This is a genomic window from Psychrobacter sp. P11F6 (assembly GCF_001435295.1).
Lineage (GTDB): Bacteria > Pseudomonadota > Gammaproteobacteria > Pseudomonadales > Moraxellaceae > Psychrobacter.
Genome location: NZ_CM003594.1, coordinates 345441 through 364327, shown reverse-complemented (window position 1 = coordinate 364327; position 18887 = coordinate 345441). Strand labels below are relative to the sequence as shown.

Below are 18887 nucleotides of genomic sequence, written 5' to 3'. Positions count from 1 at the left end.
GACAGCGATGTCCAAGATTACCCATAAATTGACCGCCCATTTAACTAAAGCGTTGCTCGTGGGCGCGTGCTCACTAGGCCTTGCTATGACAGCGAATGCGGCGCCAATGGCAAATACCGCAAGTGTGACTAAATCTAGCCCTGTGTTTCTTGGTGATGGCGGTAATTATCCTTTTTCAGAAGCAGTACGGGTGGGCGATACGCTATACATGTCTGGACAAATTGGTTTTAAAGATGGCAAATTGGTCAAAGGTGGTGTCAAAGCCGAAGCCAAGCAAGCATTGGATAATATTAATGAAACCCTGTTAAAGTACGGCTATCAAAAATCAGACATCGTCAAATGTATGGCGATGCTGACAGACATGGATGACTTTGACGATTTTAATAAAGTCTATAAAGCGGAATTGGCCAAACCTTATCCGGTACGTTCAGCCTTTGGCGTCGCTGAATTGGCGGCAGGTGCCAGCGTTGAAGTTGAATGTATCGCTGCAAAATAATAGCGATTTCACAAGTTAAATTATTAAAAGCGCTGAAGTATTCAAAGCACTAAAGTATTCAAAGCACTAAAGAATGACCATCAAATAACTGGCTACCATAGCCAGTTATCTTTTATCTGCTGTGCAGACCCTTTATCTGAGGTAGATTAAACAATCACCAATGCACTCTAGGCATTTTATACAAGTATCGTGTCATCAGCTAAGGCACTCTCTTTCGTCACTCGTAGCACTTCCTCTAACGTCGTACGACCTGCAATGACTTTATGCAACCCATCCGCACGAATCGACGGTGTCTGCTGACGTGCGTACTCCTCTAGCTCGTACTCGGCGGTATTACTATGAATCATACGGCGCAAGGTATCATCAACGGGCACCACTTCATATATCGCCGTCCGTCCCTTAAACCCTGATTGATTGCATTTATCGCAGCCAACTGGTCTGGGTAGATTGATAGGTGTAGTTGTTAAAGTTTCAGCACCATTCTCTGAGACTGGCACAATACCAATCTCAGTAAATAATTTAGCCTGTTCGCTATCAGCCACTTGCCAGCCATGGCAATGCGGGCATAACGTACGCACCAAGCGCTGGGCGACGACACCAATCAGCGATGACGATAATAAAAATGGCTCAACGCCCATATCTTGCAGACGCGTGACGGCACCAATGGCGGTGTTGGTGTGTAAAGTTGATAACACCAAATGTCCAGTAAGCGACGCTTGTACGGCAATCTCTGCCGTTTCTAAATCGCGAATCTCACCAACCATTACCACGTCTGGATCTTGACGTAACATCGCACGTAAACTTTTGGCAAAAGTCATATCGACTTTATTATTAACCTGCGTTTGCCCAATACCATCGAGCTGAAACTCAATCGGATCTTCAGCGGTCAAGATATTACGGGTTTGGTCATTGAGGTCGGTCAGTGCTGAATATAGTGTGGTGGTTTTACCCGAGCCCGTTGGCCCTGTCACCAAAATAATGCCGTGTGGGCGATGAATCAAGCGTTTTAGCTCGCTATAATCGTTATCAGACAGCCCTAAATACGTCATATTCAGGCGACCTGCTTGCTTATCTAATAGACGCATGACCACGCGCTCACCAAAGCTCGATGGCAATGTCGATACCCTCACATCAACCTCACGCCCTGCCAAGCGCAAGCTGATACGTCCATCTTGTGGCACACGCTTTTCGGCGATATCGAGCTTGGCCATGACCTTAATACGCGATACCAATAATGGCGCTAATTGGCGTTTTGGCGTAATGATTTCTTTTAATTCACCGTCAACGCGAAAGCGAACTACCAAGCGTTTTTCAAAGGTTTCAATATGGATATCTGAGGCGTTTAGACGTATGGCTTCGGACAACAGCGCATTAATCAGACGAATAATAGGCGCATCATCTTGTTGATCCATCAAATCTTCAGTTTCAGGGACACTGTCTGCCAAACTATCGAGATCAGGATGATCTTCGAGTCCAGCGGCAATATGTTGCGACTCACCAGTATTGCCTGCATAAGCGGCGTTCATGCGCTTTTCAAAGTCATCGGCGCTGATGCTTTCATAAGTGGGCACACCGCGTACCCCTTGCTGCTGTAAAAATCGCACTGCCTCATTAATCGCTGATAATGGCGTGGCTTTGGTCAGCACCAAAGTCGCTGGCAGCTCAGGATCAATGGCAAGTACGGCCAAAATTTGATGGCGTTTCGCAAAACTGTACGGCAGTTGCATCATAAAAGCGACCTGATAGATAAAGATAAACTCAGAAAGAAACTCGTGTCAAAGCGTGGCAAACGTATTATGCTTAACTGGCTAAACCAAAAAAGACTGCAAGTAAGATTGCATGATTTTGTTATAATAGCATTTTGTTTTACTCGCCATTAGGATTTTCAGTTATGTCAGAGAACACAAGCACTGCTACTCATCCGACGCCCCTTTCACAAGACACTTTTACGGTCGGGAGTCGTACTTTTTCTTCTCGCCTGTTGGTCGGTACGGGCAAGTATAAGGATATGACTGAAACGGGCGCCGCCATTGGCGCATCGGCAGCAGAGATTGTCACCGTTGCTATTCGTCGTACCAATATTGGACAAAACAGCAATGAGCCCAATCTACTTGATGTGATTTCCCCCGATAAATACACCATTTTACCCAACACTGCTGGTTGTTTCGATGCCGAGACTGCCATTCGTACCTGTAAGCTTGCTCGCGAGCTGTTAGGCGGGCATAATCTGGTTAAGCTTGAAGTATTGGGCGATGAAAAAACCCTCTATCCGAATGTGATGGAAACGCTAAAAGCTGCTAAAGTATTGATTGATGACGGCTTTGAGGTGATGGTTTATACCTCAGATGACCCTATCGTCGCTCAAGAATTAGAAAGTATGGGCTGTGTGGCAATTATGCCACTTGGTAGCTTGATTGGTTCAGGTCTTGGTTTGCTGAATCGTCACACCCTCAGTCTTATTATCGAGAATGCCAAAGTACCGGTATTGGTTGATGCAGGCGTTGGCACGGCCTCTGATGCAGCGCTGGCTATGGAGCTTGGCTGTGATGGCGTCCTGATGAATTCGGCGATTGCCAATGCGCAAAACCCAGTCATGATGGCTCATGCCATGAAGCATGCCATCTGGGCAGGGCGCGCGGCGTTTTTGGCGGGTCGTATGCCAATGCGTAAAATGGCGACTGCCAGTTCACCACAAACAGGATACTTTTTTCAATAGTTTTTAAATTTAATGACCATTATTAAATTGATAGTATTTAATAAAAAGTCAGCTATAAAATAATAATAAAAGAAGTAACTTTTACTCAACTTATCGTCATAAAAGGATTTATTATGCGGCTTCTCACAGCAGTCGACCAGTTGTTTTTACTTCTTGAGTCGCGTAAACAGCCCATGCATGTTGGAGGTTTATTCCTATTCGAATTGCCAGGGAATGCGGGTAGCGGTTTTGTTTGCCAATTGGTCAAACAAATGCAAGATTCTGATGTGTCGCCTACCTTTCCTTTTAACCAAGTGCTTGAGCATTTGGCTTTTTGGAAAAAGGACAAGCATTTTGATGTTGAGCATCACCTGCATCATGTTGCCTTACCAAAGCCTGCACGGGTTCGCGAATTGTTGATGTATGTTTCAAGAGAGCATGGTCGGCTGTTGGATCGTGCCATGCCATTGTGGGAATGTCACGTGATTGAAGGTATTCAACCAGAAAATGAAGGCGACCCTGAGCGTTTTGCCCTATATTTCAAAATTCACCATTCATTGGTTGATGGCATTGCTGCCATGCGCCTTGTCAAAAAATCATTATCGCAATCGCCCACTGAGCCAGTAACGCTACCGATTTGGTCATTAATGGCACGCCATCGCAATCAAGTCGATGCGATTTTACCCAAAGAGCGCTCCGCATTACGCATCATTAAAGAGCAAATATCTACCATTAAACCTGTATTTACCGAACTGCTGGATAATTTGAAAAATTATGGTGATGACAGTTATGTCGGTACTTTTGATGCGCCGATGAGTGTGCTTAATAAACGTATCTCAGCATCACGGCGTATAGCCGCGCAGTCTTATGATATTCAGCGTTTTAACGATATTGCTGAGCGACTAAATATCAGTAAAAACGATGTGGTGCTGGCGGTATGTGCGGGTGCCATTCGTCGTTACCTGATATCCATGGATGCGCTGCCTAGCAAGCCGCTCATTGCTTTTGTACCGATGTCGCTGCGTACGGATGACAGTGTGGCAGGCAATCAATTATCCTTTGTACTGGCCAATTTGGGCACGCATTTAGATGATCCTTTGAGCCGAATCAAACTGATTCATCGCAGTATGAATAACGGCAAACGCCGCTTTCGACGCATGAATCAAGCCCAAGTGATTAACTACAGCGTGATTGCCTATGCTTGGGAAGGTATCAACTTAGCGACCAGTCTATTTCCCAAAAAGCAGGCGTTTAACCTGATTATCTCTAATGTGCCTGGTTCTGAAAAACCACTATATTGGAATGGTGCACGTTTACAATCGTTGTACCCTGCATCTATTGTCTTCAATGGTCAAGCAATGAATATCACCCTTGCTAGTTATCTAGATAAGATTGAATTTGGGATTACGGCTTGTAGTAAAGCACTGCCGCATGTGCAAGAAATGCTGACGCTTATTGAAGAAGAGTTACAACTGTTGGAAACCACCAGTAAAGCGCTTAAGTTCCAAGGCATTACGGTTGAAGACAAAAGTGGCTATAAGAATAAAGGGAAAACAAAAAAGCTGGCTCCATAATGGAACCAGCTTTTTTGTTTTAAGTTGTCTTAATAATTATGCTTAAGTGGTGCTTAAAATGCATCACCCCACGTTGGGACAACCACTTGCATCAATGGCTTCAATAACTTAATGTTACAGGCGAAAATAGAGCCTGAAGTCATTGAGTTATGTGCGCCTGTATGGTCAACCACCACGCCACGTGCTTCGGTCACGATAAGCTCACCGGCAGCAATATCCCAAGGCTTAATTGACATCTCAAAATAACCGTCAAAACGACCAGCAGCGACATAACATAAATCAAGCGCAGCTGAGCCTAAACGACGAACTTGACCGCCTGCTTCAGAGATCTTTTGCAAGCTCTCAAAATGCTGCTTGGCATAAGAGATGATTTCGCCATTGCGTTTACGCTCAAGCGGATGACCAGTGGTAAATAGACCGCCATCAATGGTTTTGCGCTCGCTCACTTGCATGCGGCGATTGTTCAAGCGCGCGCCTTTACCACGGCTAGCAGAGAACATCTCATCACGGACAGGGTCATAGATAACACCATGTTGGGTCACGCCTTTATGCTGCACGGCGATAGACACACAAAACTGCGGCACACCATGGACGAAGTTTTTGGTACCATCTAGCGGATCAATAATCCAGCACCAGTCTGCATCTTCACCGCGACCTTCTTGCATACCAAACTCTTCACCCAAGTACGAGTGATTTGGATAGCTGGCTTTTAGGGTTTCAATCGTCAGCTCTTCGCTAAAGCGATCAATACGCGTAACCAATCCATCAAGCCCTTTTGACTCAATATCCAATTCAATTTTATGGCGGTTTTGATGCGCATATAAAATCTCTTTACCAACTTTTTCAGCAGTACGTGCTGCGATGACGACCATGGGTTCCATAAATAACCTATTTGCTTGATGAATGAATGTCAAAAATAAGACGAACTCTGTGCCCACAACATGCCAATCAGCCGCTGCATCACACTGTATTTATACAATTAAAAAAATGCGCCATTTGAAAGCGATGATCGCATTATACTAAAATTGTTCGATAAAAAACGAAAAAAACCATGACGTTCGCCAAACCAACCCAAATTTTGGTGGTCATCACAAACTGCGTAAGTTGTAAAAAAGTCAGCACCTACGACTAAGTAGGCGTTCGCGCTATCGATCGAGCTTTTATCTATTTAACCAATACTCTGTCCAAATGACAGATAAAAACTTTAAAAACGTTCAAAGGTATAACTTAAACTTACAACAGCAACTGTTCAAGCTGCCTTACCACACCATTAACATCTAAACCACAATCAGCCATTTGCTCTGCTTGTGAGCCATGGGCGACAAAGCGATCTGGAATGCCGATATTAATAACGGCAGGACGGTTATCTTTAAAGGCTGGTGATTCGTTAAGCAAATACTCATTTACTGCACTGCCCGCGCCGCCCATAATCATGTGCTCTTCCAAAGTCGCAATGTGTGTAATACCTTGCTCTAACAACTTTTCTAATAATGCCGTGTCTAAAGGTTTTACCCAGCGCATATTAATGACATGTACCTGACAATCTGATTCTATATCATTGTCAATTAAGCTTTCTGCCGCTTGCTGAGCCGTCGCAACCATGGTACCAAATACGAGTAGCGCCAGCTTTTTAGGCGCATCCTCACTACCTAATACCGACTCTATCACTGCCTCGCCAACGTTATAAGTCTGTGCTGGCGATGCGATAACTGCGCCAGTACCGACACCACGCGGATAGCGTACTGCCGTGCAGCCTTGATATTCATAGCACGTATTGAGCAAATGGTAGCATTCGTTTTCATCTTTTGGCGCGGCGATCAGCATATTGGGCACGCAGCGTAAAAAGGCAAAATCGAATACGCCGGCATGCGTTGCACCATCTTCACCGACTAGGCCAGCACGATCAATAGCAAACATCACATCAAGGTTTTGCAAAGCCACATCATGAATCAGCTGATCATAGCCACGTTGCAAAAACGTCGAATAAATCGCCACAATCGGTTTGACGCCTTGGGTTGCCATACCAGCAGCCAGTGTGACTGCATGTTGCTCAGCGATGGCTACATCAAAAAACCGCTCCGGAAATTGACGGGCAAAATCAATCATCCCCGAGCCTTCTTCCATAGCAGGTGTGACAGCAAGCAGTTTATCGTCTTCAGCAGCCTTATCACATAAGAATTGCCCAAATACTTGCGAGTATTTTAACGCAGGTTTGGTGTTGGGCAGTGATTTTTCTGTGGCGACAGCCTGAGCATCAGTCTTGATTTCGACAGGGAGCTTGCTGATAGCATGATAGCCGACGGGATCTAACTCAGCTGGGGCAAAACCTTTGCCTTTGGTGGTATAAATATGGACTAAAACAGGCCCTTTTATCTGCTTGGCAAGTGACAATACCCGCAGTAGCTCAGGGATATTGTGTCCATCAAACGGACCAAAGTAGGTAAAACCAATCGCTTTAAATAAATTGTCTTCTAACTGCGGCACATCACGCATCTCTTTGTGACGCTTACGGCGATCAAAGCCTTGCATATCAGGGCGCTGGCATAGTACTGGCTCGCCTGCATCAGAGATATCAACCTGATACCCTGACTCCCACAGCATCGCTAAATGCCGTGAAAAACCACCGATAGAACAAGAGATCGACATGTCATTGTCATTTAAAATGACCAATAAATCCGCATCTTGTTGCACCGCATCATTCATCGCTTCAAACGCCATACCGCCGGTCATTGCACCATCACCAATGATACAAGCAACAGTTTGCGCGCGACCTTGATAGCGCAGTGCTAAGCTCATGCCTAGACCAGCTGAGATTGACGTCGATGAATGACCAACGCCAAAGGTATCGTAAACGGATTCTGCACGCTCAGGAAAAGCAGTCAAACCATCTTTCGAGCGAATCGTCGCCAACTGGTCACGGCGACCCGTCAAGACTTTATGGGCATAGGCTTGATGACCCACGTCCCAAACGATTTGATCTTGCGGCGTATCTAGTAGGTAATGCAGCGCAATGGTCAATTCAACCACGCCCAAATTAGCACCAAAATGTCCACCGCTTTGACCTGCTGAATACAATAGAAATAGCCGCAGCTCATCAGCCAAGGTGATAAGTTGAGCGGTTGTCAGGGCATTAAGATCAGCTGGCGCTGCAATGCTATCCAGCAAAGGCGTATCAGGACGGACGCGTGGAATCACAGTATAAGTCTGCTGTAAATTCGACAGCTGGGCAGCAGAATCGACAGCTGGCATAGATACGGACTGAGACTGTGGGGAATGAGGTGACTGCTGCATAAACCGTACGATACCTACCAATCTGCTGACAAGACAGCCTCTTAGTGCATAATGCTACCTAAGTGACGTCAATAATATCTACACCATTATTGGTGTAATCGACCATATAACTGTTCATAAATTTATTCAGGCAGCCTTTATGTCTTTATATAAACATATAGAGGCTGCGCCGAATAGCACATACGCTGCCGTCATAGACAGCGATAGAGCTTTGCTTTGGCGCTTTCATAACAAGGGATAATATTATGCCTTATTATTGTGTATCAATATCGGATGTTAGTGACGACATAGTAATGTAAGGGCAAAGACTTGTCACTGTATCCGTCAAAATAGTATGGCATAATAGCATTTATTTTTAATTGTCGCTTTAATCATCGTGCGTCGTTTGTGAACTTTGTGTGTTTTTATAATAAAGACAATCAGCATGCACTCTTTACGAATGAATTATACTGGCATTATCCTACTTTCATCATGCAGCTAGGATGTCATCGCTGTTTTAATATGGTTAAAAAAGACCCTCTACCGCCACGCTTATCGGCTTATGCAGGACATTAATGTCATATCAATTTATTACCAGTGCCAAACTACCTACTCGTCACGGCGAGTTTGATATTCATATCTTTGAAAACGACGAAGGTCAAGAGCATGTGATGCTGACTGTCGGTCTGCCTGTCGTCGATCAACATACGGCGGACAACTCACCGAGTCAAACGGACGCCACGCGAGCAGAAAGAACCATTCCATTGATTCGTATTCATTCAGAATGCTTGACGGGCGATGCTTTTAGCTCATTAAAATGTGACTGTGGGCCGCAGCTCAACACGGCGATGCAAGCAATACAAGAGACTGGCTGCGGGGCTATATTATACTTGCGCCAAGAAGGTCGCGGTATTGGTCTGACCAATAAGATTCGCGCTTACGCCCTGCAAGACCAAGGTCATGATACTTTAGATGCCAACCTCATGTTGGGCTTACCTGCTGATGCGCGCATTTATGATATGTGCGGCCCGATGCTCGCTCATATCGGTGTTGACGCCGTCAGACTCATCACTAACAATCCAGACAAAGTGGCTTATCTAACCGAGCACGGTATTAATGTCGTGGAACGCGTGCCTTTATTGGTTGGGGTGAATGATATGAATGCTGAATATTTAGCGACCAAGCGCGACCGCATGGGTCATTTATTAGATAAAGATTTCAATACCGCGTTACATCTTAATAAGTAGACATCAATACACTAAATAAATAGATATTTTATGAGTATTTCAAATACAGATAATAAGACAGAGCTATCAGCGACAGACTTAACAGTGCCAGCCAATAACGACATCATGCGTGTGCGTGAGTTTTTGGTCGATTTGCAGGCTCGTATCTGTCAAGCCTTAGAAGCGCAAGAACGCGATGGTGGCGGCAATGCAACCTTTGTCCCTGATGACTGGGAACGTCCTGAAGGCGGCGGTGGTCGCTCGTGTGTCCTAGCAGATGGTGAGGTGATTGAAAAAGCAGGTGTGATGTTCAGTCATATTCACGTGCATAACTTGCCTGCTTCAGCCACTGCACGCCATCCCCATATCGCTGGTCGTAAAGCCCAAGCCATGGGTGTCTCATTGGTTGTCCATCCCAAAAACCCGAACGTCCCAACCAGCCATGCCAATGTGCGTTTGTTCGTTGCTGAAGCTGAGGGCGAAGACCCTATTTGGTGGTTTGGTGGTGGTTTTGATTTGACGCCGTTTTATCCCGTACTCGCTGATTGCGTGCATTGGCATCAAGTCTGTCATGATCTGTGCGCGCCTTTTGGTGACAGCGTCTACCCTGATTTCAAGCAATGGTGTGATGAGTATTTTCACCTACGTCATCGTGATGAGCAGCGCGGTATCGGTGGCTTGTTTTATGATGATGTCAATACAGAAAGTCGCGGCTGGGATTTTGAGACCTGCTTTAACTTTATGAAGGCGGTCGGCAACGGTTATCTTGACGGTATCATGCCCATCTTTGAGCAGCGTAAAGATGCCCCTTATACCGAGGCACAGCGCGAATTTCAGCTCTATCGCCGTGGTCGCTATGTTGAGTACAACCTTGTTTATGACCGCGGCACGCTATTTGGACTACAAAGCAATGGCCGTATCGAGTCTATCTTAGTCAGTATGCCGCCGCTTGCCAGCTGGCATTATCGCTTTGAGCCGACTGAAGGCTCGCCTGAGTTTGCATTGACCGATTTTTATCTGAAACCACGCGATTGGTTGACTCTATAGTTTGTGTGAATATAATAAAGGCTAAGGTATTTGTTAGCTTGTCTTTAGAGAGTATCAAGAAGGTCAGCTATCCATGCTGATCTTCTTATATGAGCGCAAATTTATATGAGCGAAAGTCACTGACTCAAAAATTACGATGATATAACAACTAAATTTACGTCCACTGCACAGATAACCGTTACAATGAAAAATATTGTTGGAAAAATCCTTTAGAAGCGAATGCGTTTCCAAAAGATGATGAGGTAATTTTTATAACAATACGCTTTATTTAAAAGCAGTATTTAGAAGAAGCCTTTTAATTTAGAAGAAGTTTTTTTAGAAGAAGCCTTTAAGGGCAGATACTTAAAAACAGTATGTAAAGCCAGCGTTTATAAGCGCGCCTACTACTAACCAATTTTACAGGAGTAATTCACATGGCACAGGTTCATACCAACCAATCATTAAAATCTATCTTTGGCATCACATTGATGGCAGCCGCCCTAGGTCTAACAGCGTGTAGCACTGCCACTGACCCTGATGTAAAAGCCCGCCAAGATAGCATGAAAAGCTATGGTGATGCGATGGGTGTCATGGGTGATATGATGAAAGCACCTGACACCTTTGATGCCGCCGTATTCAAAGAGCAAGCCGCATTTTTAGCAGAAGACGCTGCTACGCCTTGGAGTCATTTTGAAAATAAAGAAGCCGTTGGCAATGCGACTGATGCCGTTTGGTCAAATGCCGATGGTTTTCGCGCAGAAGCAGAAAACTTTCAAAAAGTCACTGCTGAGCTGAACGCTGCTGCACAAACAGCCACTAGCATCGACGATGTCAAACCAGCCTTTGGTGAAGTTGGTGCTAGCTGTAAATCATGTCATACCGACTTTAAAGTCAAAACTGACTAAATTGTCATAAATTGATATTGTAAAAAATCCGCCATGTCATTTGATATAGCGGATTTTTATTTCGAAAATATTGTGTAAAAGGCCGTTCTTTAAAATAACGTGCTAAAAAAATTACCCTGCCGCTGCTTTATTAACATCGTTATTAACATCGATCGCCTTTTGCTCATGCAATTTACTCACAATCGATGTCACTGATGGATCACTCAAATCTATCGTGCGTATCGGGAATGGAATGTTGACGCCTGCTGCATCGAGTGCGCTCTTAATCTCAACGATCACTTGATGAATCGAGGTCACTTTGTTGGCTTGAGTGCCATCTTCGATAAACCAACGTACCATCAAATCTATCGTTGAATCACCAAAGCCCGTAGCAATCACACTTGGCTGCGCTTGCTTCGATACGCTTTCGACTTTATCTAACGCTTGTAGAATCTCAGCTTTTGCTGCTTCGATATCATCTTCATAGCCAATACCAACAGCCACTTGCAAACGGCGCTGCTTATAGGCGGTATTGACAGTCAATGCTGAGGTATACAAATCAGAGTTGGGAATAACCACTTGCCGACCGTCATACGTCTTAATAGTCGTGGCGCGTATTTTAATATCCTCAACCGTCCCTTCATAGTCGCCTGAGACAATCTGATCACCGATACGAAACGGCTCTGAGATCAGCAGCAAAATACCAGAAAGCAAGTTTTGAAAAATATCTTTAAAGGCAAAACCAATAGCGACGGAACCAATACCGAGTGCACCAATCAGCTTAGCAGGGGTAAATCCTGGCACGGCAATCACCATAGCAATCATAAAGCCGATAAAAATGATGAGTGCGCCACCTACTCGCTGAAACACTTTAACCAAGTTCTGATGCCGACTGCGACTGCCTAAAAGTTTGTATACCACTTTTTTGAAGACAATCGATAGAAACCAAAAAATCAGAATAACAATAATTGATGCGACAAAATAAGGAATGCGTTCAACAAAGCCAACCACTATCTCATTTGCTGAATCAATGATGCTTTGATATGTCAGCACATCAGTTGTCACTGGTTCAGCCGCTATATTGGTATTTACTGTCGTTTCTGCCTCAGAGGTAGGCATCTAGATGTCACTCCTTTGGTTGGTTGGCTTTATGCTTCCATTCACTCGATTAATTGATTGTTTGACTGGGGCATGTCCTAGATTAACTGACGTATTGACGTACCAGCCTGTCAAGCTAGCCCATTAAATCTGCTTGTACAATTTCAATCCAGTAACCATCAACATCTTTGATAAAGGCAATGTTTTTCATGCTGCCATCTTCTGGACGTTTTTTGAATTCGACATTATTTTTATCAAACCAAGCAACCGCTTCGTCGAGACTAGGTACGCTAAAGCAGATATGTCCAAAACCTTGTGGCTCACCATTACCATCATGATAACTAAAGTCAGCTTTCGTTTCCGTACCATAATTATGGGTCAATTCTAAGATGCCGCGTTGACGGAAGGCAAAGATTTCCAAATCATCACCCGCGGGCAAATTGTCGCGCTCGCTTTCGGTTAACTTGGCTAAAAAGTACAAATCAAAACCCATATCAGGGAATTTTTTGACCGCCAGTAAAGTCATACCAAGGACACCAGTATAAAACGCCAACGACTTGGCAGGATCTTTGACACGTAGCATGGTATGGTTAAAAGTAAAACCTGTCGTCTGTACTGAGATAGGCTGCACACCATCGGTATTGACGCTGCTCATTGGTTGAGCGATAAGTGATTCGTTATTATTATCAGTGGCTGAGCCAGTATTTGCTATAGACATAGTTATCCTAATATTGACAAAATAGAGAGTTTAAAAACAAGCGCGTGAATATTTTTTACGCGCTTGACCCTTTTATCATAATAAAAAATCGCGAAAGCATTGAGTGGGTTTTGTAAGAGCGCACACTTGGTGCTGCCCATGTAACCGATTAATTAGCTGTCTAAGAAACGTACTTTTCCTGTCTCTAAATCATACTCTGCACCAACGACCAGCAATTGACCACTATTGGTTAAGTCCTCTAATGCCCGCGAGCCATGTTTGAGCTGGCTAACTGACATACGGACGTTGGCGCGGATAGAGCGATCGACCAACTCGTCTGCGTCGACATCTTGACCATTGGCAGTGGCAAGCTCATGCAAGTTATAAACGCTTGGGCGAATGCGATCGACAATCGACTGCAAGTTGGGTGAATAGTTTTTCTCAGGATTGATCAGTGTCTCAACACAAGCCGTGACAGCGCCGCAATGTGAGTGCCCAAGCACAACCACCAATTTTGTACCGAACTTTTCGGCCGCAAACTCAATCGAGCCAATCTGTGAAGGCGCGACGACATTACCAGCGACTCGAATAACGAACAAATCACCCAAGCCTTGATCAAATACAATCTCAACTGGTACTCGTGCATCCGAGCAACCCAAAATAATGGCCAAGGGATCTTGGTCTTTAACCAATTCAGGTCGTCTTTGCATTGTTGGATCAGTAGTGGTCAAACTATCTATGTAGCGCATATTGCCTTCTTTTAAAAGCGCAAGAGCTTCTTGACCGGTTTTCGGGCGTGTATCGTTAGGCATAAGACATCCTTTATCATTAATAATATTAGCGTTATAAACAGCTTTACACACATGTATTCAAACATAGATTTGCGAATGGCTACTAACCTATCAGGCGCATTGTGTTTGTCTGCCATACCGTGATTGTATAGGAATAAAAACCAAAAAATGATAAAAAATTTTGTTTAAATATCGTCATAGAATGGCAGTTATTGCCAATCATACAGAATTATAAAGTTGGAAGTGAAACTGAAAAACAGAAATGCATTAGCCAAAACCGAGCATCAAACAGACAACACCGAACTATCAAACATCAACAGCCATTGACAGCATAACCGTGTTGCTCGCAGAACTTATAACGAACTTGCACTGATTTATACCAAGGGTTTGTTATAATACGCGGCGACCAAATCGGGTTTACACCCATCGCTTATATCCATATCAAATCACCTTGACCACAGTGTCCTAAATAAATAGCTGTACTGCGATGTCGGACACGTAGGAATAAATATTATGACCAATTCACCGCCAAATATGCACAGAGCCTCTGCATCACCTCAAGATGACAAAGTACTACTGCAACTGACTGGTCTAAAAAAAACCTATGATCAAACTGAAGTATTAAAAGACATCAATCTTGATATCAAGCACGGTGAATTTTTGACGCTGCTTGGCCCATCAGGCTGCGGTAAAACAACCTTACTGCGCCTAATCGCTGGTTTTGAGCAGCCAAACGCTGGGGCAATTTATCTAGACGGCGTACAGATGGCAGGCTTGCCAGCGGATAAACGTCCCGTGAACACAGTATTTCAGCAGTACGCCTTGTTTCCGCATATGAGTGTCGCGCAAAACGTTGCTTACGGGCTTAAGCTCAAAAAAGTACCGAAAGATGAGATTCAAACCCGCGTGCGCGAGATGCTCGCCATGGTACAGCTGGAGCATTTAGCCAATCGCAGACCACAAGACTTGTCTGGTGGTCAGCAGCAGCGTGTCGCCATTGCACGAGCCGTCATCAATCGTCCTAAACTGTTGCTACTTGATGAGCCACTATCTGCACTCGATCATAAGCTGCGTTTACAAATGCAATCTGAGCTTAAAAGGCTGCAACGAGAGCTTGGCATCACTTTTGTATTTGTCACCCACGATCAAGAAGAAGCGCTATCGATGTCAGATCGTATCGCCGTGATGAAAGATGGCACTTTTCAGCAAATCGGTACGCCTATTGAGATTTATGAAACGCCGGCGAATTTATTTACCGCCAAGTTTATCGGTGAGACCAACTTGTTTAAAGCGGAAGTCAGAGGCGTTTATCCTAACCAACCAGATCGCGACGGTCGCGTGACCAATGGCCGTATCGAAGTCGAAGTTTGTGAAGCACAAGCGCAAGACGGTCCGACCACCTTACGCAATTTACGCCGTCCTGATTTTGCTAACGATGTACAAGTGGGCGATATCGTTAATTTATTGCTACGCCCTGAAGATTTGCGAATTTATGACCCCAATGATAAAGAACATGGTGGCTTACTCGGCCGAGTGATTGAAAGCAACTATAAAGGTAGCACCCTAGATTCGATTATTGAATTAGCAAACGGTCACATTATTAAGGCCTCTGAATTCTTTGATGAGGATGATCCAAGCTTTGATTACAAATTAAATGAAGGTGTCAAAGTATCATGGGTCGATGGCTGGGAGTGGGTACTACCAGAAGACGGTACGCTTGATGATGAAGCCAATCATCAAGCTGCCAGTTTAGCTACTCAAAAGGATATTAGCTGATGGCAGGTCATAGCTTAGGCAGCAAAAGTCCTTTTCGTACCGTAACGCTCTGGCTGATTTGGGGTTGGTTATTGATATTTGCGCTATTGCCAAATATCTTAGTCATCGCTGTCAGTTTTTTGAGCCGTGATAGCAGTGCTTTTATTAGCTTGCCTGTCAGCATCGACAGCTATATACGCATGATTGATCCGCTATATTTTGGCGTATTTATTCACTCGTTATGGATGGCAGGCATCACAACCATCATCTGCTTGTTACTTGGCTACCCTTTTGCTTGGCTGATAGCCAAAGCCAAAACCCGTTGGCAACCGCTACTCATGATGCTGTTAATCCTACCATTTTGGACCAACTCGCTCGTGCGTACTTATGCGCTCAAGTTACTGTTTGCCAATAACGGTTTGATTAATAAATCGCTGCTGGCAGTCGGTATCATCGATACTCCTATCGATATTTTATACACGCAAGTGGCGGTGATTGCTGGTTTGACGTATTTACTGTTCCCATTTATGGTGCTGCCGTTGTATGCGGTCTTTACCGATCTGCGCCATGACATGCTACTGGCATCACAAGACTTAGGTGCATCAAAGACCCAGACTTTTTGGCATATCGTATTACCATTGACGACGCCTGGTATTATCTCAGGGGTATTATTGGTGCTGCTGCCAGCGATGGGAATGTTTTACGTCGCAGACATTTTGGGTGGCTCACGCAATTTATTGGTCGGCAATATCATCAAAAACCAGTTCTTGGATGCACGTGACTGGCCATTTGGCGCAGCCGCCAGCGTGCTATTGACATTAGCAATGGCGGTACTATTACTCGCCTACCGTGCCAGTAGTCGCCGCATTGGCAAGACCGACTTTAATGAGGTGGCCTAATGTCTGATAGTTCACTGAATCATCAACTCAATAGCTCGGCAACTAAAAAAAGATCGTCTATTAAGATTGGCAGTATCGCGGCTAAAGGCTTTCTTAGCCTCATTTATACCATGCTGTATTTGCCAATTATCGTCTTAGTTGTCATGTCCTTTAATAAGTCAAAAGTCGGCTATAACTGGGGCGGCTTTAGCTTAAAGTGGTATGAGTCGCTGTTGAATAACCAAGCGATGCTCGATGCTTTTTGGCATTCTATTGTATTAGGATTGGTCGCAGCCACCGTCTCAACTTTGATAGGAACATTGACCGCCCTCGCGCTACATCGATATAACTTTCGCGGTAAAGGCTTATTAAATGGGTTGTTATTTGTATTAATGATGTCGCCTGAAATTGTACTCGCTATTTCATTATTGGCATTGTTCTTATTAATAGGGTTGCAATTAGGGTTCGTCTCGCTGCTATTGGCGCACATTACTTTTTGCTTACCGTTTGTAGTCATCACGGTGTTTGCACGATTGAGCAGTCTAGATGAACGCTTGATGGAAGCCGCACGCGACTTGGGCGCCAATGAATCAACAATGGTGCGTACCGTGCTCATCCCTGTCATTCTGCCCGCAGTGATGGCAGGTTGGCTACTGGCATTTACCTTATCACTCGATGATGTGGTGGTTTCTACCTTTGTCACTGGGCCCAGTTATGAGATTTTACCGCTGCGGATTTATTCAATGGTACGAGTAGGACTCAAACCAGAGGTCAATGCCATTGGGACAATTTTACTGGTTGCCTCGCTGATATTGGTGATTATTTCGCAGCTATTATTACGTCGACGCTAGTTTGCCATTGCTCATTTAGCATTGCTGATTAAAAATCAGACTTTGAATGAAAATCAGCGCTATATCGATTATAATGAATTTTTCTCACTTTAGCGGTTAGGTTGTCTTATGTTAGAGCTTCGTCATCTCAATACCTTAACCGCGCTGCGAGCGCATGGTTCATTGGCAGCGGCTGCCGATGAATTGCACGTCACGGCTTCCGCGGTCTCGCATCAGCTAAAAGAGCTAGAGAGTTATTACGATATCAGCTTGGTCAATCGCCGAACACGCCCGCTGACTTTTACGCCAGCAGGTAAAACGGTACTGGCATTGGCAGATAGCATCATGCCACAAGTGACTCGCACCAAATCCAATCTTAAGCGCTTAGCTCACGGTCAAGCGGGTAGATTACGGCTAGCCTCTGAATGTCACAGTTGCTTCGATTGGCTAATGCCGATACTCAATCATTACCGCCGCGAATGGTCAGATGTAGAGCTAGATTTTGCGACAGGTTTTGAGCCAGAGCCGCACCACTTATTGATGGAAGGTGATATCGATTTACTCATTACCACCAGCGATTTACCGATAGACGGCATCAGCTATCAGCCGTTATTTGAGTATGAAAGTCGCTTGGTGCTATCACCAACGCATGATTTGGCGGCGCAGAAATTTATTGAGCCAGATAATTTAACCAATGAAACCCTGATTGCGTATCCAGTGGAAGCCAAGCGCCTTGATATTATTGCCAATTTTATGACCCCTGCGCAGGTAAGCTTTGATAGTATTCGTACTACAGAGTTGACGGCGATGCTGATTCAATTGGTTGCTAGTGAACGCGGTGTCGCGGCGTTACCTGATTGGGTGGTTGCTGAATATGAGAAAAAAGGCTGGGTCGTCTCGCGTCCATTGGGTACGGGTGTGCATTGTCAGCTATATGCAGCGACGCGCACATCGAGTCAAGATACCGCTTATATGCAAGGTTTTGCGAATTTGTTAGAAGGTATTGTGAAGCCGGTGTAATATTTCACTATCTACTAAATTATTCCAATTAAGAAATATCATCCGCTCTCTTACGCTATGACGAGCGTTATGGTAAATAACGGTACCCTAGTGAGGACTTGAACCTTTGGCTGTAGGCTAATGATGGTAACGAATTTAGTTATCTAAATAGTGGCAGTGTACTTTCTGAACAGTTTAAGGCTGTATCTACAATAAAGTACTTATTATAAAGAGTGTGCGAAATTTCATTTAAGCATTAACACAAGTCAGCGATAGGGACACCTTTTATAAGTGTTCTTATTTATCGTGGGTGATTACCGTTTGCGACTATTCTACAAACTCAATCATACTTCATAAAATTTGACTGCTTTTTAAGGTCAGATTTATGCTTATATTCATTAATGGAATTTGAGGATGTTGCTCTCTCACTGGAAGCAATAATCCTATGATTTTCAATTGTTATACTATTTTCGGTAGAAAAAACATCATCAGCCGTTAGGATTTTTTCATCATTAAACGCAGTGAAAGATGACTCAGATTGGAAGATTTCCGATGCCATGGGCAGGATGGCAAAAGTAGAGGTGACGGGCACCATGGCTAAAATGAATAATGTTAAGCTAAATAATATTTGGGGTTTTATACGAACCAAATTATTCTTCATGAGCGCG

The 18887-nt window shown here is 44.4% G+C and carries 17 protein-coding genes; 10 read left to right on the top strand and 7 right to left on the bottom strand.

From position 1 onward, the window contains the following. Nucleotides 1-7 precede the first annotated feature (7 nt). A complete protein-coding gene (locus AK822_RS01565; protein WP_060490333.1) occupies nucleotides 8-496 on the top strand; it encodes a RidA family protein in 489 nt (162 codons plus the stop codon). A 176-nt stretch (nucleotides 497-672) separates the two neighbouring features. Here the strand turns inward: AK822_RS01565 and gspE are convergent, their stop codons facing one another. Then, a complete protein-coding gene (gene gspE / locus AK822_RS01560) occupies nucleotides 673-2226 on the bottom strand; it encodes a type II secretion system ATPase GspE (RefSeq protein WP_060490332.1) in 1554 nt (517 codons plus the stop codon). 161 nt (nucleotides 2227-2387) lie between these two features. Here gspE and AK822_RS01555 point away from each other — a divergent pair, with 161 nt between their 5' ends. Then, the gene (locus AK822_RS01555; RefSeq protein WP_060490331.1) at nucleotides 2388-3212 is read left to right on the top strand and encodes a thiazole synthase; all 825 of its coding nucleotides are present in this window, start codon (nucleotides 2388-2390) and stop codon (nucleotides 3210-3212) included. A gap of 113 nt (nucleotides 3213-3325) precedes the next feature. Further along, nucleotides 3326-4765: a WS/DGAT/MGAT family O-acyltransferase gene (locus tag AK822_RS01550; RefSeq protein WP_060490330.1), complete on the top strand. Its 1440-nt coding sequence runs from the start codon at nucleotides 3326-3328 to the stop codon at nucleotides 4763-4765. A gap of 53 nt (nucleotides 4766-4818) precedes the next feature. Here AK822_RS01550 and AK822_RS01545 read toward each other — a convergent pair whose 3' ends face one another. Both AK822_RS01545 and dxs read right to left on the bottom strand, forming a co-directional pair. Next, nucleotides 4819-5646, bottom strand: coding sequence for an inositol monophosphatase family protein (locus AK822_RS01545; RefSeq protein ID WP_045443417.1), 828 nt, complete (start codon nucleotides 5644-5646; stop codon nucleotides 4819-4821). Between the two features lie 352 nt (nucleotides 5647-5998). After that, entirely contained in the window at nucleotides 5999-8056 is a 2058-nt protein-coding gene (gene dxs / locus AK822_RS01540) for a 1-deoxy-D-xylulose-5-phosphate synthase (protein WP_087945524.1), read from the bottom strand. Between the two features lie 554 nt (nucleotides 8057-8610). On the opposite strand from dxs, the gene ribA reads away from it, so the two are divergent. The 3 genes from ribA (at nucleotide 8611) to AK822_RS01525 (ending at nucleotide 11192) form a co-directional block, all read left to right on the top strand. Further along, nucleotides 8611-9282: a GTP cyclohydrolase II gene (ribA, locus tag AK822_RS01535; RefSeq protein ID WP_045443414.1), complete on the top strand. Its 672-nt coding sequence runs from the start codon at nucleotides 8611-8613 to the stop codon at nucleotides 9280-9282. A gap of 30 nt (nucleotides 9283-9312) precedes the next feature. Then, on the top strand, nucleotides 9313-10308 hold the full coding sequence (gene hemF / locus AK822_RS01530; RefSeq protein WP_045443411.1) for an oxygen-dependent coproporphyrinogen oxidase: 996 nt from the start codon (nucleotides 9313-9315) through the stop codon (nucleotides 10306-10308). Nucleotides 10309-10721: 413 nt separating this feature from the next. Continuing rightward, nucleotides 10722-11192 (top strand): c-type cytochrome, encoded by a 471-nt coding sequence (locus tag AK822_RS01525; RefSeq protein ID WP_045443409.1) that lies wholly within the window; start codon nucleotides 10722-10724, stop codon nucleotides 11190-11192. A 111-nt stretch (nucleotides 11193-11303) separates the two neighbouring features. Here AK822_RS01525 and AK822_RS01520 read toward each other — a convergent pair whose 3' ends face one another. The 3 genes from AK822_RS01520 to AK822_RS01510 all read right to left on the bottom strand — a co-directional run bounded on the left by AK822_RS01520 (nucleotide 11304) and on the right by AK822_RS01510 (nucleotide 13778). Next, the gene (locus AK822_RS01520) at nucleotides 11304-12290 is read right to left on the bottom strand and encodes a mechanosensitive ion channel family protein (RefSeq protein WP_060490329.1); all 987 of its coding nucleotides are present in this window, start codon (nucleotides 12288-12290) and stop codon (nucleotides 11304-11306) included. Nucleotides 12291-12405: 115 nt separating this feature from the next. Further along, nucleotides 12406-12987, bottom strand: coding sequence for a lactoylglutathione lyase (gene gloA / locus AK822_RS01515; protein WP_060490328.1), 582 nt, complete (start codon nucleotides 12985-12987; stop codon nucleotides 12406-12408). A gap of 152 nt (nucleotides 12988-13139) precedes the next feature. After that, nucleotides 13140-13778, bottom strand: a complete 639-nt coding sequence (locus AK822_RS01510; protein WP_045443399.1) for a carbonic anhydrase — start codon at nucleotides 13776-13778, stop codon at nucleotides 13140-13142. Between the two features lie 492 nt (nucleotides 13779-14270). Here AK822_RS01510 and potA point away from each other — a divergent pair, with 492 nt between their 5' ends. The 4 genes from potA (at nucleotide 14271) to AK822_RS01490 (ending at nucleotide 18240) form a co-directional block, all read left to right on the top strand. Then, nucleotides 14271-15533, top strand: a complete 1263-nt coding sequence (potA, locus tag AK822_RS01505) for a spermidine/putrescine ABC transporter ATP-binding protein PotA (RefSeq protein WP_087945523.1) — start codon at nucleotides 14271-14273, stop codon at nucleotides 15531-15533. Continuing rightward, the gene (gene potB / locus AK822_RS01500; RefSeq protein ID WP_060490327.1) at nucleotides 15533-16411 is read left to right on the top strand and encodes a spermidine/putrescine ABC transporter permease PotB; all 879 of its coding nucleotides are present in this window, start codon (nucleotides 15533-15535) and stop codon (nucleotides 16409-16411) included. The genes potA and potB overlap by 1 nt, the downstream gene beginning before the upstream one ends. Further along, a complete protein-coding gene (gene potC, locus AK822_RS01495; RefSeq protein WP_087945522.1) occupies nucleotides 16411-17241 on the top strand; it encodes a spermidine/putrescine ABC transporter permease PotC in 831 nt (276 codons plus the stop codon). Before potB ends, potC begins: the two co-directional genes overlap by 1 nt. Before the next feature lie 108 nt (nucleotides 17242-17349). After that, a complete protein-coding gene (locus tag AK822_RS01490; protein ID WP_060490326.1) occupies nucleotides 17350-18240 on the top strand; it encodes a LysR family transcriptional regulator in 891 nt (296 codons plus the stop codon). Nucleotides 18241-18559: 319 nt separating this feature from the next. Here AK822_RS01490 and AK822_RS01485 read toward each other — a convergent pair whose 3' ends face one another. Continuing rightward, entirely contained in the window at nucleotides 18560-18880 is a 321-nt protein-coding gene (locus AK822_RS01485) for a hypothetical protein (protein WP_060490325.1), read from the bottom strand. Nucleotides 18881-18887 lie beyond the last annotated feature (7 nt).

Bases quoted from the DNA above. Each gene is read 5' to 3' on its own strand.
- AK822_RS01565 (WP_060490333.1), top strand. From the start codon at position 8: ATGTCCAAGATTACCCATAAATTGACCGCCCATTTAACTAAAGCGTTG.
- gspE (WP_060490332.1), bottom strand. From the start codon at position 2,226: ATGATGCAACTGCCGTACAGTTTTGCGAAACGCCATCAAATTTTGGCC.
- AK822_RS01555 (WP_060490331.1), top strand. From the start codon at position 2,388: ATGTCAGAGAACACAAGCACTGCTACTCATCCGACGCCCCTTTCACAA.
- AK822_RS01550 (WP_060490330.1), top strand. From the start codon at position 3,326: ATGCGGCTTCTCACAGCAGTCGACCAGTTGTTTTTACTTCTTGAGTCG.
- AK822_RS01545 (WP_045443417.1), bottom strand. From the start codon at position 5,646: ATGGAACCCATGGTCGTCATCGCAGCACGTACTGCTGAAAAAGTTGGT.
- dxs (WP_087945524.1), bottom strand. From the start codon at position 8,056: ATGCAGCAGTCACCTCATTCCCCACAGTCTCAGTCCGTATCTATGCCA.
- ribA (WP_045443414.1), top strand. From the start codon at position 8,611: ATGTCATATCAATTTATTACCAGTGCCAAACTACCTACTCGTCACGGC.
- hemF (WP_045443411.1), top strand. From the start codon at position 9,313: ATGAGTATTTCAAATACAGATAATAAGACAGAGCTATCAGCGACAGAC.
- AK822_RS01525 (WP_045443409.1), top strand. From the start codon at position 10,722: ATGGCACAGGTTCATACCAACCAATCATTAAAATCTATCTTTGGCATC.
- AK822_RS01520 (WP_060490329.1), bottom strand. From the start codon at position 12,290: ATGCCTACCTCTGAGGCAGAAACGACAGTAAATACCAATATAGCGGCT.
- gloA (WP_060490328.1), bottom strand. From the start codon at position 12,987: ATGTCTATAGCAAATACTGGCTCAGCCACTGATAATAATAACGAATCA.
- AK822_RS01510 (WP_045443399.1), bottom strand. From the start codon at position 13,778: ATGCCTAACGATACACGCCCGAAAACCGGTCAAGAAGCTCTTGCGCTT.
- potA (WP_087945523.1), top strand. From the start codon at position 14,271: ATGACCAATTCACCGCCAAATATGCACAGAGCCTCTGCATCACCTCAA.
- potB (WP_060490327.1), top strand. From the start codon at position 15,533: ATGGCAGGTCATAGCTTAGGCAGCAAAAGTCCTTTTCGTACCGTAACG.
- potC (WP_087945522.1), top strand. From the start codon at position 16,411: ATGTCTGATAGTTCACTGAATCATCAACTCAATAGCTCGGCAACTAAA.
- AK822_RS01490 (WP_060490326.1), top strand. From the start codon at position 17,350: ATGTTAGAGCTTCGTCATCTCAATACCTTAACCGCGCTGCGAGCGCAT.
- AK822_RS01485 (WP_060490325.1), bottom strand. From the start codon at position 18,880: ATGAAGAATAATTTGGTTCGTATAAAACCCCAAATATTATTTAGCTTA.